Source organism: Dyella jiangningensis, assembly GCF_003264855.1.
In the GTDB taxonomy this organism is placed as follows: Bacteria; Pseudomonadota; Gammaproteobacteria; order Xanthomonadales; family Rhodanobacteraceae; genus Dyella; species Dyella jiangningensis_C.
This window is the reverse complement of sequence record NZ_NFZS01000004.1, coordinates 387,376-401,915: the sequence shown is the minus strand read 5'-3', so window position 1 is coordinate 401,915 and position 14,540 is coordinate 387,376. Positions and strand designations below refer to the sequence as shown.

Genomic DNA, 14,540 nt, shown 5'->3' with positions numbered 1-14,540 from the left:
TGAACCGCAGCGAAGATGAGCCATCGTCTTCGCATGGCCTGCGACCTTCACGACGCCAATCACAGTATCCGATCGCAGTGCCGCTCATTCATTTGCATGCATGGGCAAACGCGAAAATACCGGCATAGACTCGCGGACCTCGACAGGGGGAAGACAGGCCCAAAGGCCGCATCGCACCGCCCTCAGGCGCTTCGATGTGCAGGAGCGCGTGCCTCTCGAAGAGGACTCGCGCTCGACTCTTGCAGAGGAGTTAGCCATGTCCTTCACCGTCCGCACGCCTGTCGTCCGCAGGTCCGAACTGTTCGCTGCATGGCCGATCGCGTTGAGCCTCGCGCTGTGCACGCTGCCTGTCCACGCTGAGAGTGGCTGGGTATCCACTGCCACCCCGCAGGCGCTGATCCCGCCACCGGTCGAGGGTTGCGAGTACGTCGGCAGCAATGCCTGGGCGATCAACAGCGCGTTCTACGGCAGCGTCATTTTTGGCGGAACGGCGCCGTATTGCGTCGATGCGAGTGGACTCGCGCCGCTTGATCCGTCCAAGCCGCTTCAGCTGTTGATCTCGCTGAAACTTCGCCATCTCCCACAGCTGCAGAATTTCCTGCGCGAGGTGACGCAGCCGGGCAGCCGCGTGTATGGGCATTACCTCAGCCGCGCGCAGTTCCAGGATACCTATGCGCCGACGCCGGGCCAGGCGCAGGCGGTAGCGGCCTATCTACGGAAAAACGGCTTTACCGATATCCGCGTGGCGCCGAACCAGTTGCTGGTTGCCGCCCATGGCACGGTAGACCAGGCCAGCAAGGCCTTCCATACCTCGATGATGCAATGGACGCTGAGCTATCCGTCGGGCAGCGAAACCGGCTATGGCGCCGCGAGTCCCGTCCAGGTGCCGGCTGCACTGGGCGATATCGTGGATATCGTGCAAGGCCTGCCGGGCCTGGGTTATGGCAGCAAGTATCACGCTCCATTGGCGTTGCCGTCGGCGCCGGTGTCCAGCAGCGGCTACAGTCCGCTCGATTACGCCACCATCTACAACGCCGATGGTGTCGCTCCAGGTTCGCGCACGTCGGTCGCCATCGTCGTGCAGGGCGATATGAGCCAGACCATCAACGATCTCGGCACGTTCACCGCGAACCACCGGCTGCCCAACGTGCCCACCATGGTCGTCCCCACCGGCGCAGGAGTGCTCGGCGAAGGCAGTGCGCAGGATGAAAGCCAGACCATCGTCGGCGCTGCCGGCGGCTTGGCCGGCTTGAGCTTCTACGCGATGCCGAATGCCGGCGGCGCGCCTTCCACCCTCGACCTGACCTGGGCGTACAACCGGGCCGTCGCGGACGATGCCGCGAAGATCATCGAAAGCTCCTGGTCGGTATGGGAGCCCATCGCCTATCTCAGCGGTGCGCAGGCACAGGACGACGCGATCTTCATGGCGGCGCAGGCGCAAGGGCAGGTGTTCGTCGTGCCCGTCGGCGAGAACAACGACCTGAACTGGCAAATCGACGATGTCTACGAGTTCCCACCGGAACCGGCGACGTCGCCCTACGTGGTCGCCATCGGTGGATCGCAGGCGAGCGTCGGCAGCGCCAACCAGTGGAACGGGGAGTCGCTCTGGGCGGAGATGTCCAGTTACCTCGACCCCGAGGACCATACCGTCACTTATGACTACTGGTACGCGAACGCCGGCTACAGCCTGCATGAAAGCGTGCCCGCGTGGCAGGCGGCGCAAGCGCTCACGGTCACCTCCAACCTCGCGCAGCTGCCGAACACCCAGCGTTACGTGCCGGACCTGGCTTTCGATGCGCACATGAATATCTCCAGCGACTGGACCGACAAGGACCATCCCGCCGGCCCTGCCAGCGGCGCGCGCATCATCGTGGACGGCGTGGAACACCATCTGTTCAATGGCACGGAACTGTCCGCTTCCGTCTTTGCCGGCTTGTTCGCGCGCATCGAATCGGCGCATGGCAACGCGTTGGGACTGCCGACACCGCAGATGTACGCGAACTTCGCCAAGGACCGCAGCCCGCTCCACGACTTCAGCGCGAGCGAACACGGCAATTTCTACAATTACAACTGCCCGACGCCGGGATGGAGCGCCTGCTATGGCTGGGGCAGCCTCGACATCGGCAAGTTCAATGACTACGTGACGACGTACTGGGGCCTGTAGTCACCGCGCATCGACCGTCGCGTGGCTGCGACGTGCATCGGCCAACCGGGGGGAGTCCTCGCGGCGCACCCGTGCGCCGCGAGTGGATCGCTCAGGCGAGTGCCTTGAGGCGATAAAGCGCTTCGAGTGCCTCGCGGGGCGACATCGCATCGGGGTCGATGTTTTCCAGTGCGCGCTCCACCACGGAAGGCTGCGCGGCAAACAGGCCCAGTTGCGGTGAATCGGCCGGCGTGCTCTTGCCGCCGGCCGCCGAGGCCTGTTGATGCATGCCGCGTTCGAGTTCGGCGAGCGTGCGGCGCGCATCGGCGATCACCGACTTCGGCAAGCCGGCGAGCGCCGCCACCTGCAGGCCGAAGCTGCGGTTGGCCGGGCCTTCTTTCACCGCATGCATGAACACCAGTTGTTCGCCGTACTCCACGGCGTCCAGGTGCACGTTGGCGATGGACGGGTATTCGTTGGCCAGCTCGGTGAGTTCGAAGTAGTGCGTGGCGAACAGCGTGTACGAACGGCTGCTGGCCGCCAGATGCACGGCAGCGGCGCGTGCCAGCGCCAGGCCGTCGTACGTGCTGGTGCCGCGGCCCACTTCGTCCATCAGTACCAGGCTGTGCTCGGTGGCGTTGTGCAGGATATTGGCCGTCTCGCTCATTTCCACCATGAAGGTGGACTGGCCGCGCGAAAGATCATCGCCCGCACCGATGCGCGTGAAGATGCGATCGACCGGGCCGATCACCGCGCGTGACGCCGGCACGTAGCTGCCGATATGCGCGAGCAGCACGATCAGCGCGTTCTGGCGCATGTAGGTCGATTTGCCGCCCATGTTCGGACCGGTGATCACCAGCATGCGGCGGTTGTCGTCCAGCGCGAGATCGTTCGGCTCGAATGGCTCGTCGCGTACCTTTTCCACCACCGGATGGCGGCCGCGTTCGATCGCGACGCCGGGTTCGTCGGTGAGTTCGGGCGCGCTCCAGTCGAGCGTCGAGGCGCGTTCCGCCAGCGTGGCGAGCACGTCGAGCTCGGCCATCGCGGAACCTGCGCTCTTCAATGGTTCCAGTTCGGCGATCAGGGTATCGAGCAAGGCTTCATACAAGGCGCGTTCGCGCATCAGCGAGCGTTCCTTGGCCGACAGCACCTTGTCTTCGAAGGTCTTCAGTTCCTCGGTGATGTAGCGCTCGGCGTTCTTGGTGGTCTGGCGGCGCGTGTAATGCGTGGGCGCCTTGTCGGCCTGGCCCTTGCTGATCTCGATGTAATAGCCGTGTACGCGGTTGTAGCCGACCTTGAGCGTGGCGATGCCACTGGCGGCTTTCTCGCGTTCCTCCAGCTCGACCAGATACTGGTCGGCGTTCGTGGCGAGTCGGCGCAGCTCGTCCAGCTCCGCGTCGTAGCCATCGGCGATCACGCCGCCATCGCGTTGAAGCACCGGCGGCTGCGGCACCACGGCACGGGCGAGCAGGGCGGCCGTGCCGGCGTGATCGCCGATGCGCTCCACCAGCGAATGCAACAAGGGGCTGTCGAGCGAGGCCATCAGCGCGCGCAGTGCGGGGGCGGCGGCAAGGCCGTCGCGCAGCGTGGACAGATCACGCGGACGCGCCGAGCGCAAGGCGACGCGCGCAAGGATGCGCTCCAGGTCGCCAATGCCGCGCAGCTGTTCGCGCAGCGGTTCGTACTGGCGGTTGTCGATCAGCGTACCGATGGCTTGGTGGCGGCTGCGCAGCAGATCGCGCGAGCGCAGCGGCCGATTGAGCCAGCGACGAAGCAGGCGTGCGCCCATCGGCGTCACTGATTCGTCGAGCACGCCGAGCAGGGTATGTTCCGTGCGACCGCTCGGGTGCGTATCGAGTTCGAGGTTGCGGCGCGTGGCGGCATCGAGCGCGATGGTCTCGCCCGCGCTTTCCACCGCCATGCCGGACAGATGCGGCAGCGCGCTCTTCTGCGTTTCTTCGACGTAGCCGAGCAGGCAGCCGGCCGCGGCGATCGCCAACGGCATGCGATCCACGCCGAAGCCACCGAGGTCGCGCGTGCCGAAGAAGCGATTGAGTTCGCGCCGCGCCGCATCGCCGTCGAAATGCCACGGCGGACGCTTGCGCAGGCCAGGCAGGGAGCTGACGAACTTCGGCCACGCGACGTCTTCGCCGACCAGCGTCTCGGCCGGCTGCAGGCGCGCCAGTTCGGAAGCCAGTGCCTCGGCGCTCGGCACCTCGCTGAGCAGGAAGCGGCCGCTGGCCAGATCGACCCAGGCGAGGCCATAGGCGCCATGCGCGCCCGCGCTGATCGCCATCAGCAGGTTGTCGCGGCGTTCTTCCAGCAGCGCGGCATCGGTCACCGTGCCTGGCGTGACGATGCGCACCACCTTGCGTTCCACCGGCCCCTTGGCGAGCGCGGGATCACCGATCTGCTCGCAGATCGCCACGGACTCGCCGAGCCGCACCAGGCGCGCCAGGTAGTTTTCCACTGCGTGATAGGGCACGCCGGCCATCGGAATCGGCTGGCCCGCGGACTGGCCACGCTGGGTCAGCGTGATGTCCAGCAGGCGCGCCGCCTTGCGCGCGTCGTCGTAGAACAGCTCGTAGAAATCGCCCATGCGGAAGAACAGGAGCACGTCCGGGTGCTCGGCCTTGGCGCCCAGGTACTGGCGCATGAGTGGAGTGTGTTCGGTGCTGTTCTCGGCCATTCCTGTGCGGTGTCCTGATGTTGCCTGCCGGCGGCGTGACGTCGGCCAAAGGCGCTCACTTTAGCGGTTCGGCACGCGCTTGTTGAGCAGCGACGGCGCGTGGCCAGCCGTGTCTCGCAGGACATTTGCTGCACTGCAATGGTGCAAGCGCCTGGGCCTTAGGCCGGGGCTGGTGCAGCTGATTGGCTCAATGGCGGCCGGAAACGCCGCAAGCCTTTGGTTTTCGGCGGGCCGGAAGCGTGGCATGTGTGTTGCTAAGCAACAAATGGGCGGCCGATGGCCGGCGCTCTCGGGCGCGCAGGGGCGATTCGTCATCTTCGGGAGGACGTGCCATGTCGGGCAAGGCGACGCGGATCGAGTTGTGGCAATGGCGCACGCCGCAGATGCGCGCTTTCCATCTGGGCTGGATGGCGTTCTTCGCGTGCTTCTTCGCGTGGTTCGCGGTGGCGCCGCTCATGCCGCTGGTGCGGCAGGAGTTTGGGCTCACGCCGGACCAGATCGCCAACATCACCATCGCCGCCGTGGCCGTGACCATCTTCGGACGTCTGCTCGTGGGGCCGCTGTGCGACCGGTTCGGACCACGGCGCACGTATGCAGGCTTGCTGTTGCTCGGCGCCGTTCCGGTGTTCGGCATGGCACTGGTGCAGGGCTATGGCTCGTTCCTCATCGCGCGGCTGGCGATTGGCGTCGTGGGCGCGGGCTTCGTGATCACGCAGTACCACACCTCGGTGATGTTCGCGCCCAACGTCGTCGGTACCGCCAGTGCCACCACGGCGGGCTGGGGCAACGCGGGTGGCGGCGCGGCGCAGGCGGTGATGCCGCTGCTGCTCGCCGGCCTGCTTGCTTTGGGGCTGGATCACCGCGTGGGCTGGCGCGTGGCCATGGTGTTGCCCGGCGTGCTCATGGTGATCGTGGGCATCCTCTACTGGACGTTCACGCAGGACGGTCCCGAGGGCGACTTTCGTGCGTCACATGCGCGCATTGCCGTGCGTGGCGGCGGCAAGCCGGGCGGCTGGTCGACGTTTCGACAGGCAGCGCGCAATTACCGCGTATGGATGCTGTTCGTCACCTATGCCGGCTGCTTCGGCATCGAACTATTCGTGCACGGCGTGGCGGCTTCGTATTACGTCGATCGCTTCGGATGGAACCTGCGCAGCGCAGGCCTCGCCGTGGGCGCGTTCGGCTTGTTGGCGTTGTTCGCGCGTGCACTCGGAGGCCTCACGTCCGATCGGCTGGCGCGCAGGCAGGGCCTGTTGTCCCGAGCGCGACTGCTGTGTGCGCTGATGCTGTGCGAAGGCATCGGGCTTCTATGGTTTTCGAACGCGCGTGATGCGGGCACGGCGGTGACCGCAATGCTTGCCTTTGGCTTGTTCACGCACATGGCGTGCGGCGCCACCTACGCGCTGGTGCCATTCATCGATCGCAAGGCGCTGGGCGGCGTGGCCGGCATCGTTGGCGCGGGCGGCAACGTCGGCGCCGTAGCGGCCGGTTTCCTGCAGAAATACACCGGCTCGGTGCAGCACACCTTCATGGCGCTCGGTGGCTTCGTGATCGCCGGTTCGCTATGCGCGCTGGCGGTGCGCTTCAGCCACGAGCACGTGGCCGACGAGGAGCGCCGTTACCAGGAAGCCTTGCAGCAGGGCCGTGCCGCACCGGCGCTGGCCATCGACTGATTCGACGGGGAGATCATCGACATGACGATGAAATTGGTCGTGGTGGGCAACGGCATGGTGGGCCACAAGTTGCTCGAGGAACTGGTCGCTCTGCAGGCGCACGACCTGGATATCACGGTGCTGTGCGAAGAGCCTCAGCCTGCCTATGACCGTGTGCACCTGTCGGAATTCTTCGCCGGCAAGAGCGCCGACGAGCTGTCGCTGGTGACGCCGGGCTTCTTCGAGCAGGCCGGCATCCACCTGCGCCTGGCCACCTGCGCGGTGGGCATCGATCGCGCGATGAAACGCGTGACGACCCGCAGTGGCGAGGTCATCGCTTACGACAAGCTGGTGATTGCCACGGGCTCGACGCCGTTCGTGCCGGCGATACCGGGCAACGACCGTCCGGGCTGCCTGGTGTATCGCACGCTGGACGATCTGGCGGCGCTTTCGCAATGGGGCGCGCGATCGCGCCATGGGGTGGTGATCGGCGGCGGGTTGCTGGGCCTGGAGTGCGCCAAGGCGCTGCGCGACATGGGCCTGGAAACGCACGTGGTGGAATTCGCGTCGCGCCTGATGGCGGTGCAGGTGGATGACATCGGCGGACAGGTGCTGCGCAAGACCATCGAGGACCTCGGCCTGGTGGTGCATACCGGCAAGAACACGCAGCAGATCGCCGATGGCCAGACGCTGCGCCATCGCATGAGTTTCGCGGACGGCAGCCATCTGGAAACCGACCTCATCGTGTTTTCCGCGGGCATCCGTCCGCGCGACGAACTGGCGCGGCAAAGCGAGCTGGGCGTGGGGCAGCGCGGCGGCATCATGGTCGACAACTTCTGCCGCACGCGCGACCGCGACGTCTACGCCATCGGCGAGTGCGCGCAGTGGGGCGGCAAGGTGTTCGGCCTGGTGGCCCCCGGATACGACATGGCGCGCGTGGTGGCGAAGCATTTGTACGCGCTGCTGACCCGCAAGACGGCGCCCGAGTTGCCGGAGTTCGCCGGCGCCGACATGTCCACCAAGCTCAAGCTGATGGGCGTGGACGTGGCGAGTATCGGCGATGCCCACGGCGCCACGCCGGGCAGCCGCAGCTACCAGTTCAGTGACGGGCGGCGCCAGGTCTACAAGAAGCTGGTGGTGTCGGAGGACGGCAAGCGCCTGCTCGGCGGTGTGCTGGTCGGCGATGCCGCCGACTACGGCACCTTGCTGCAGATGGTGCTCAACGGCCTGGAGCTTCCCGATGCACCCGAATCGCTGATCCTTCCCACGGCGGACGGCAAGGCCAAGCCTGGCCTTGCGGTGGATGCGCTGCCGGCTTCGGCCCAGGTGTGTTCATGCAACAACGTCAGCAAGGGCCAGCTTTGCGAGGCCGTGGCGGCGGGTGCGACGTCGATGGGCGCGTTGAAGGAGGCGACGCGCGCGGGCACCAGTTGCGGCGGCTGCGTGCCACTGGTCACGCAGATCATGAAGGACGAGATGACGCGCCAGGGCCTGGCGGTGAACCACCACCTGTGCGAGCACTTTGCCTATTCGCGGCAGGAGCTTTACCACCTCGTTCGCGTTGGCCGCATCCGCCGCTTCGACGAACTGCTGGCCCGCCACGGCAAAGGGCTGGGCTGCGATATCTGCAAGCCCACGGTGGCGAGCATCCTGGCATCGTGCTGGAACGAGTTCGTCCTGCAGCGCGAGCATGCTTCGCTGCAGGACACCAACGACTATTTCCTCGCCAACATCCAGAAGGACGGTACCTACTCGGTGGTGCCGCGCATGCCGGGCGGTGAAGTGACGCCCGATGGCCTCATCGCCGTCGGCCAGATCGCACGCAGGTTCGGCCTCTACACCAAGCTCACCGGCGGCCAGCGAGTGGACATGTTTGGTGCGCGCCTGGAGCAATTGCCGCTCATCTGGGAAGCGCTGATCGCCGCCGGCTTCGAATCGGGCCACGCCTACGGCAAGTCGCTGCGAACGGTGAAGTCGTGCGTGGGTTCCACGTGGTGCCGCTACGGCGTGGACGATTCGGTGGGCTCGGCGATCGACCTCGAGAACCGCTACAAGGGACTGCGTTCCCCGCACAAGCTGAAGTTCGCGGTATCCGGCTGCACGCGCGAATGCGCGGAAGCGCAGGGCAAGGACGTCGGCATCATCGCGACCGAGAAGGGCTGGAACCTGTACGTGTGCGGCAACGGCGGCATGAAGCCGCGTCATGCCGAGCTGCTCGCCGGCGACCTCGATACCGACACGCTCATCCGCACCATCGACCGCTTCCTGATGTTCTACGTGCGCACCGCCGACCGGCTGCAGCGCACCAGCGTGTGGCGCGACAACCTCGAAGGCGGCCTCGACTACCTGCGCGAGGTGATCGTCCACGATCGCCTCGGCATCGCCGCTGAGCTCGAAGCACAGATGCGGCACGTGGTGGACACGTACGAGTGCGAGTGGAAGAAGGCGGTGAACGACCCTGAGGTACGCCGTCGCTTCCGCCATTTCATCAACAGCGAGGCCGGCGACGACCAGGTGGCCTTCGTGCCGGAACGCGGCCAGATAAGACCCGCCACGGTGGAGGAAAAGCGCCGTCGTTCGGCTCGCATTCCCGTCGTGGTGGAGACGGAGTGATGCGCGTGGAAGACATCGATTGGACGTCCATTTGCCGCCTCGACGAGATCGTTCCCGATACAGGCGTATGCGCCCTCGTCGACGGCGAGCAGGTTGCCGTGTTCCGGTTGCGAAGCGAGGCGCTGTATGCGATCGACAACATCGATCCCCATTCGCAGGCTGCCGTGCTTTCCCGTGGACTGGTGGGCAGCCTGGGCGAACGCATCGTGGTGGCGTCGCCCATCCACAAGCAACATTTCGACCTGCGCACCGGCGAGTGCCTGGAGATGCCGCAGCACCCGGTGCGCACGTGGCAGGTCAGGCGGGATGGCGATCTCGTGCAAGTGAGGCGGGGCGCATGAGCGCCGGAGCGGCCCCATGAGCACGCCGGTCGCCACCACCTGTCCCTATTGTGGCGTGGGCTGTGGCGTGCTGGCGCGTGTAGGGGAAGATGGCGCGGTGCATGTCGCGGGCGATTCCTCGCACGATTCCAAGGTCGGCCGACTGTGCGTGAAGGGCGCCGCGCTCGGGGAAACGGTGGACCTGCAGGGCCGGCTGTTGCATCCGAAGATGCGTGGCGAGAACGGCGCCTTCCATCGCACGAGCTGGGACGAAGCGCTGGATCGCGTGGCGCAAGGGTTCCGCCGCATCGTCGAACAGCATGGCTCCGATGCCGTGGCGCTCTATGTCTCCGGCCAGCTTCTTACCGAGGATTACTACGTCGCCAACAAGCTGGCCAAGGGTTATCTCGGCACGGCCAACATCGACACCAACTCCCGCCTGTGCATGTCGTCGGCCGTGGCGGGACACAAGCGGGCTTTCGGCGAAGACGTGGTGCCGGGTTGCTACGAAGACCTGGAGCAGGCCGAACTGGTGGTGCTGGTCGGCTCCAACACCGCCTGGTGTCATCCCGTGCTGTTCCAGCGCATCGCGCAGGCGAAGGAGCAGGGCGCGAAACTGGTGGTGATCGATCCGCGATTCACCGCGACATGCGAGTCGGCCCACCTGCATTTGCCGATCAAGCCTGGCACGGATGTCTGGTTGTTCAACGGGCTGCTGGTCTTCCTGTTCCAGCACGGCGTGATGGATGCGGAGTTCGTCGACGCGCACACGGAGGATCTGAATGCGGCGCTGGCAGCCGCGGCGGCCGATGCTGGCGACCCGGCACACGTGGCGCGGATCTGCGGCGTGCAACAGGCCGACGTGCTCGCGTTCTATCGCCTGTTTGCGCGCCATCGGCGCACGGTGTGCCTGTTCTCGCAGGGTGTGAACCAGTCGTCGAGCGGTACCGACAAGGTCAACAGCATCATCAACTGCCACCTGCTTACCGGGCGCATCGGCGCGCCGGGCATGGGGCCGTTCTCCATCACCGGACAGCCCAATGCGATGGGTGGACGCGAGGTCGGCGGGCTGGCGAACATGCTGGCCGCGCACATGGAGCTGCACGAGCCAGTGCATCGCGAGATCGTGCAGACGTTCTGGTCCTCGCCGCGCATCGCCTCTCGGCCTGGCCTCAAGGCCGTGGCCTTGTTCGACGCCATGCTGGAGGGTCGGGTCAAGGCGGTGTGGATCATAGGCACCAATCCCGTGGTCAGCCTGCCGGATGCCGATCGCGCGAAGCGCGCGCTGGATGCCTGCGAGCTGGTGGTCTGCTCGGACATCATCGAACGTACCGATACCAACGCGCACGCGCACGTCCTGCTGCCCGCGCTTGGCTGGGGCGAGAAGGACGGCACGGTCACCAACTCGGAGCGGCGCATATCGCGCCAGCGACCGTTCTTGCCCGCACCCGGCGAAGCGAGGGCTGACTGGCGGATCATCTGCGACGTGGCGCGGCGATTGGGATTTGCTCAGGGTTTCGCCTTTGACAGTCCGCGCGACATCTTCGTCGAGCATGCGCGGCTGACGGCATTCCGCAACCATACGCCCGGACGTGACGGCCAACCCGCCGCGACACGGCTGTTGAACCTGCGCGGGCTGGCCTCGCTGAACCATCAGGAATATGACGCGATGCGGCCGGTGCAATGGCCAGTGCACGATGACGGCACAGGCACGCAACGATTGTTCACCGATCATCACTTCGCCCACGCGGACGGTCGCGCGAGGCTGATCGCCACCACCGCACGCTTGCCCGTGCACGGGACGGATCGCGAGTATCCGCTGGTGCTCAACACCGGCCGCGTGCGCGACCAGTGGCACACGATGACGCGCACCGGCAAATCGCCGAGGCTCGCCGGGCACATCAGCGAACCCTACGTGGACATGCATCCGCACGACGCCTTGCGCAGCGGCGTGCGCGAAGGTGAGCTCGCCCGCGTGCAATCGTCATGGGGTGCGATGGTGGCGCGAGTCCGCCACGGCGGTGGCGTGCTGCCGGGCAACGTGTTCGTACCGATCCATTGGAACGATCAGTTCGCGTCCGACGCACGGGTGGGCGGCCTGGTGAATCCGGTGGTCGATCCGGTGTCGGGCGAACCGGAGTTCAAGCACACGCCGGTGCGGGTGGAACCGTTCCCGGTGCGCTGGTACGGCTTTGCCTTCGCCCGTCGTTTCCTCCCGGCGTCGCAGCTCAGCTACTGGACATTGATCCGCGGGGACCGCTTCGTTCGCTACGAAATCGCGCATCGCGAACGACCGAAGGACTGCAGCGCCTGGGCCAAGGCCTGGCTCGGCGCGCACGCGGCCGATGTCGACTGGGTGGAATCCGAGGATCCCGGCACCGGCGTCTATCGCGCGGCGCATGTGCAGGACGGCCGCATCGAGTCATGCGTGCTGCTGTCCCCGGGACCGGATCTGCCTTCGCGACACTGGCTCGCCAGCCTGTTCGCTCGCGACGCGCTGCGCGATGAAGACCGCATCGCCTTGCTGGCCGGCGAACCGCCGGGCGGAAGCGTCGATGCCGGCCCGGTGGTGTGCTCCTGCTTCGGCGTGGGACGGAACACCATCAGCGAAGCCATCCGCGCGAAAGCACTCGACACACCCGCGGGCATCACCGCGGCGCTGCGGGCAGGCGGCAATTGCGGGTCGTGCATTCCCGAACTGCGGCGGCTGATCGCCGAGGCGCATGCGGAGACGGATGCCTGAGATGACGCAAGGCGAACAGGAGACCATCGATGAAGCTCTATCCACTCTTCGCTGACCTCGCGGGCCTGCCGGTGCTGGTCGTCGGCGGCGGCAGCATCGCCCGCCGCAAGGTGGAAGCCCTGCTTGGCGCCGATGCGCAGGTGACGGTGGGTGCTCCGCGACTGGATGAAGGGCTCGCACGCATGGTCGAGGAGGGGCGCGTCGCCTGGCGGTGCAGCGAGTTCGCGCCGACCTGGCTCGACGGCATGTGGCTGGCGATAGCCGCCACCGATGATCGTTCCATCAATGCTGCGGTGGCCGCCGCGGCGAACCAGCGGCGCGTCCTGGTCAACGTGGTGGATGATGCCGAACTGTCGCGCTTCCATGTGCCTGCCGTGGTTGATCGCTCGCCCCTCGTGGTGGCCATTTCCACGGCCGGCGCTGCACCGGCGCTCGCGCGTCGTGTGCGGGAGACGCTGGAACAGGTGCTGGACCACGCGCTGGGCGCCTTGGTGGCATTGGCGCAGCGTCATCGCCACCGCATCGTGCGAAGGCGGGCCGACCTTGCGGATCGACGCGCGTTCTACGATTGGCTGCACGATGGCCCGGTGCTGTCATTGCTGCGCCGTGCGCAGCCGCAGCAGGCCGAGCGCATCCTGCTCGATGCATTGCATGGCGATCAGGCCGCGCCGCAAGCGGGCTCCGTCACCCTGGTCGGCGCAGGCCCGGGGCATCCCGGCTTGCTCACCTTGCAGGCGTTGCGCGTGTTGAACGAAGCGGACGTGATCCTGCACGACCAACTGGTGGGTACGGAGATCCTTGCCATGGCGCGACGCGATGCCGAGCGCATCGACGTTGGCAAGCGCTGTGGTGGTCGCCAGGTGCCGCAGGAACAGATCCATCGGCTGATGCTCGCCCATGCCCGCGAAGGCCGGCGCGTGGTGCGCCTGAAGGGTGGCGATCCATTCGTGTTTGGTCGTGGCGGCGAGGAGCTTGCTTTCCTGCGTCGCCACGGCGTCGCTTGCGACGTGGTGCCGGGCATCACGGCTGCCATTGCATGCGCCGCGTTTGCCGGCATTCCGCTCACGCATCGCGATCATGCGCAGTCGATCTGCCTGCTCACCGCGCATGGGAAGGATGCGACCGATACGCTGGATGCGCGTATGCTCGCCCGGCCCCGCCAGACATTGGCCATCTATATGGGCGTGGAACGGGCGGAGGCGCTGACGGCGCAATTGCTGGCGCATGGCCGCGCGGCGGATACGCCGGTGGCGATCATCGAGAACGGTACGCTGCCGCAGCAGCGAGTGATCACCGGCACGCTGGACGAGCTGCCACGACTCATCCGGCAACATGCGGTGACCACACCCGCTCTGCTCATCATCGGCGAGGTGGCGGCATTCGCCGCAGAGCATGCGTGGTCCGGCGAACAGTACGCGGAACCTGAGCATGCCGTGTCGTTGCCGCCGGCGAAGGTGGCCTGATGCGAAGGCGCGAGCCACCCGGAGACCATGGCTCATGAGCGAGCAGGTCGAGCCCGCGGGTCCACTGGCCGGACGGTGCATCGCGGTTCCCGAGTCGCGGGAGCTGGATGTGTTCTCCGCCTTGCTTGAACGCCGTGGCGCCAAGGTGCTGCGTTGTCCTTTGGTGGATATCCGCGACGCGCCCGATCCGGCGCCCTCGCTCGCCTGGCTGGCGTCCTTCAACGCGTGCGCGTGCGACGATCTGGTGCTCATGACAGGCGAAGGCTTGCGCCGCCTGCTTGGCGTCCTCGAACAGCACCGGCCGGCGTGGCGTGCGCGATTCGTCGAGCGGCTGGCCGAGGTGCGCATCATCGCCCGTGGCCCCAAGCCGGGCAGGGTGCTTCGCGAACTCGGGCTGCGCCCGTCGCTGGTCGCCGAACCGGCCACGACGCCGGGCGTGATCGCCGCGCTTGCGCAGCTCGATCTACATGGAAGGCGCATCGGTGTGCAGTTGTACGGCAGCGACCCCAATGAGCCGTTGATGTGCTTTCTCGCCGAGGCGGGTGCGCATGCACTGCCCGTCGCGCCCTATCGATACGCGGATGCCGCCGATGATGCGGAGGTGCTGGCGATGCTCGAACGCATGCGGCAGGGCGTGATCGACGCCATGGCATTCACCAGCCTGCAGCAGGTGGAGCGCCTGTCGCGGCTGGTGCAGGCACATCCACAGCTCGGGTCGCTGAAGGATGCGTTGTCACGCACGGTCGTGGCCGCGGTAGGACCTCTCGTGGCCGAGGCCCTGGCAAGCCACGGCGTGCAGGTGCAGGCCACTCCCGCGGGAAGCTACTACATGAAACCACTGACGCAGGCGCTGATCGACACCTTGTCGCGATGATCGGGTCGCTGCCCGTGCGTTGCGCGGCGGCAGGCCGCACGCA

8 protein-coding genes are annotated in these 14,540 nt (G+C 66.6%); 7 read left to right on the top strand and 1 reads right to left on the bottom strand.

Annotation, left to right across the window (positions count from 1 at the left end; genetic code table 11):
• Positions 1–256: 256 nt before the first annotated feature.
• A complete protein-coding gene (locus CA260_RS14375) occupies positions 257–2,164 on the top strand; it encodes a S53 family peptidase (RefSeq protein WP_172461856.1) in 1,908 nt (635 codons plus the stop codon).
• A gap of 91 nt (positions 2,165–2,255) precedes the next feature.
• On the opposite strand, the gene mutS is transcribed toward CA260_RS14375, so the two are convergent.
• Entirely contained in the window at positions 2,256–4,832 is a 2,577-nt protein-coding gene (mutS, locus tag CA260_RS14370; RefSeq protein ID WP_111983746.1) for a DNA mismatch repair protein MutS, read from the bottom strand.
• 332 nt (positions 4,833–5,164) lie between these two features.
• Here mutS and CA260_RS14365 point away from each other — a divergent pair, with 332 nt between their 5' ends.
• From CA260_RS14365 to CA260_RS14340, 6 genes are read left to right on the top strand one after another with little or no spacing between them, the layout of a single operon-like run.
• A complete protein-coding gene (locus CA260_RS14365) occupies positions 5,165–6,505 on the top strand; it encodes an MFS transporter (RefSeq protein ID WP_111983745.1) in 1,341 nt (446 codons plus the stop codon).
• Between the two features lie 21 nt (positions 6,506–6,526).
• Positions 6,527–9,097, top strand: a complete 2,571-nt coding sequence (nirB, locus tag CA260_RS14360; RefSeq protein WP_272946570.1) for a nitrite reductase large subunit NirB — start codon at positions 6,527–6,529, stop codon at positions 9,095–9,097.
• Positions 9,097–9,438 (top strand): nitrite reductase small subunit NirD, encoded by a 342-nt coding sequence (gene nirD / locus CA260_RS14355; RefSeq protein WP_111983744.1) that lies wholly within the window; start codon positions 9,097–9,099, stop codon positions 9,436–9,438. Before nirB ends, nirD begins: the two co-directional genes overlap by 1 nt.
• Before the next feature lie 16 nt (positions 9,439–9,454).
• Positions 9,455–12,160, top strand: coding sequence for a nitrate reductase (locus tag CA260_RS14350; protein WP_111983743.1), 2,706 nt, complete (start codon positions 9,455–9,457; stop codon positions 12,158–12,160).
• A 29-nt stretch (positions 12,161–12,189) separates the two neighbouring features.
• Positions 12,190–13,623, top strand: a complete 1,434-nt coding sequence (gene cysG, locus CA260_RS14345) for a siroheme synthase CysG (protein WP_111983742.1) — start codon at positions 12,190–12,192, stop codon at positions 13,621–13,623.
• 34 nt (positions 13,624–13,657) lie between these two features.
• On the top strand, positions 13,658–14,497 hold the full coding sequence (locus tag CA260_RS14340; protein WP_111983741.1) for a uroporphyrinogen-III synthase: 840 nt from the start codon (positions 13,658–13,660) through the stop codon (positions 14,495–14,497).
• Positions 14,498–14,540 lie beyond the last annotated feature (43 nt).

Bases quoted from the DNA above. Each gene is read 5' to 3' on its own strand.
- CA260_RS14365 (WP_111983745.1), top strand. From the start codon at position 5,165: ATGTCGGGCAAGGCGACGCGGATCGAGTTGTGGCAATGGCGCACGCCG.
- nirD (WP_111983744.1), top strand. From the start codon at position 9,097: ATGCGCGTGGAAGACATCGATTGGACGTCCATTTGCCGCCTCGACGAG.
- CA260_RS14375 (WP_172461856.1), top strand. From the start codon at position 257: ATGTCCTTCACCGTCCGCACGCCTGTCGTCCGCAGGTCCGAACTGTTC.
- nirB (WP_272946570.1), top strand. From the start codon at position 6,527: ATGACGATGAAATTGGTCGTGGTGGGCAACGGCATGGTGGGCCACAAG.
- CA260_RS14340 (WP_111983741.1), top strand. From the start codon at position 13,658: ATGAGCGAGCAGGTCGAGCCCGCGGGTCCACTGGCCGGACGGTGCATC.
- cysG (WP_111983742.1), top strand. From the start codon at position 12,190: ATGAAGCTCTATCCACTCTTCGCTGACCTCGCGGGCCTGCCGGTGCTG.
- CA260_RS14350 (WP_111983743.1), top strand. From the start codon at position 9,455: ATGAGCACGCCGGTCGCCACCACCTGTCCCTATTGTGGCGTGGGCTGT.
- mutS (WP_111983746.1), bottom strand. From the start codon at position 4,832: ATGGCCGAGAACAGCACCGAACACACTCCACTCATGCGCCAGTACCTG.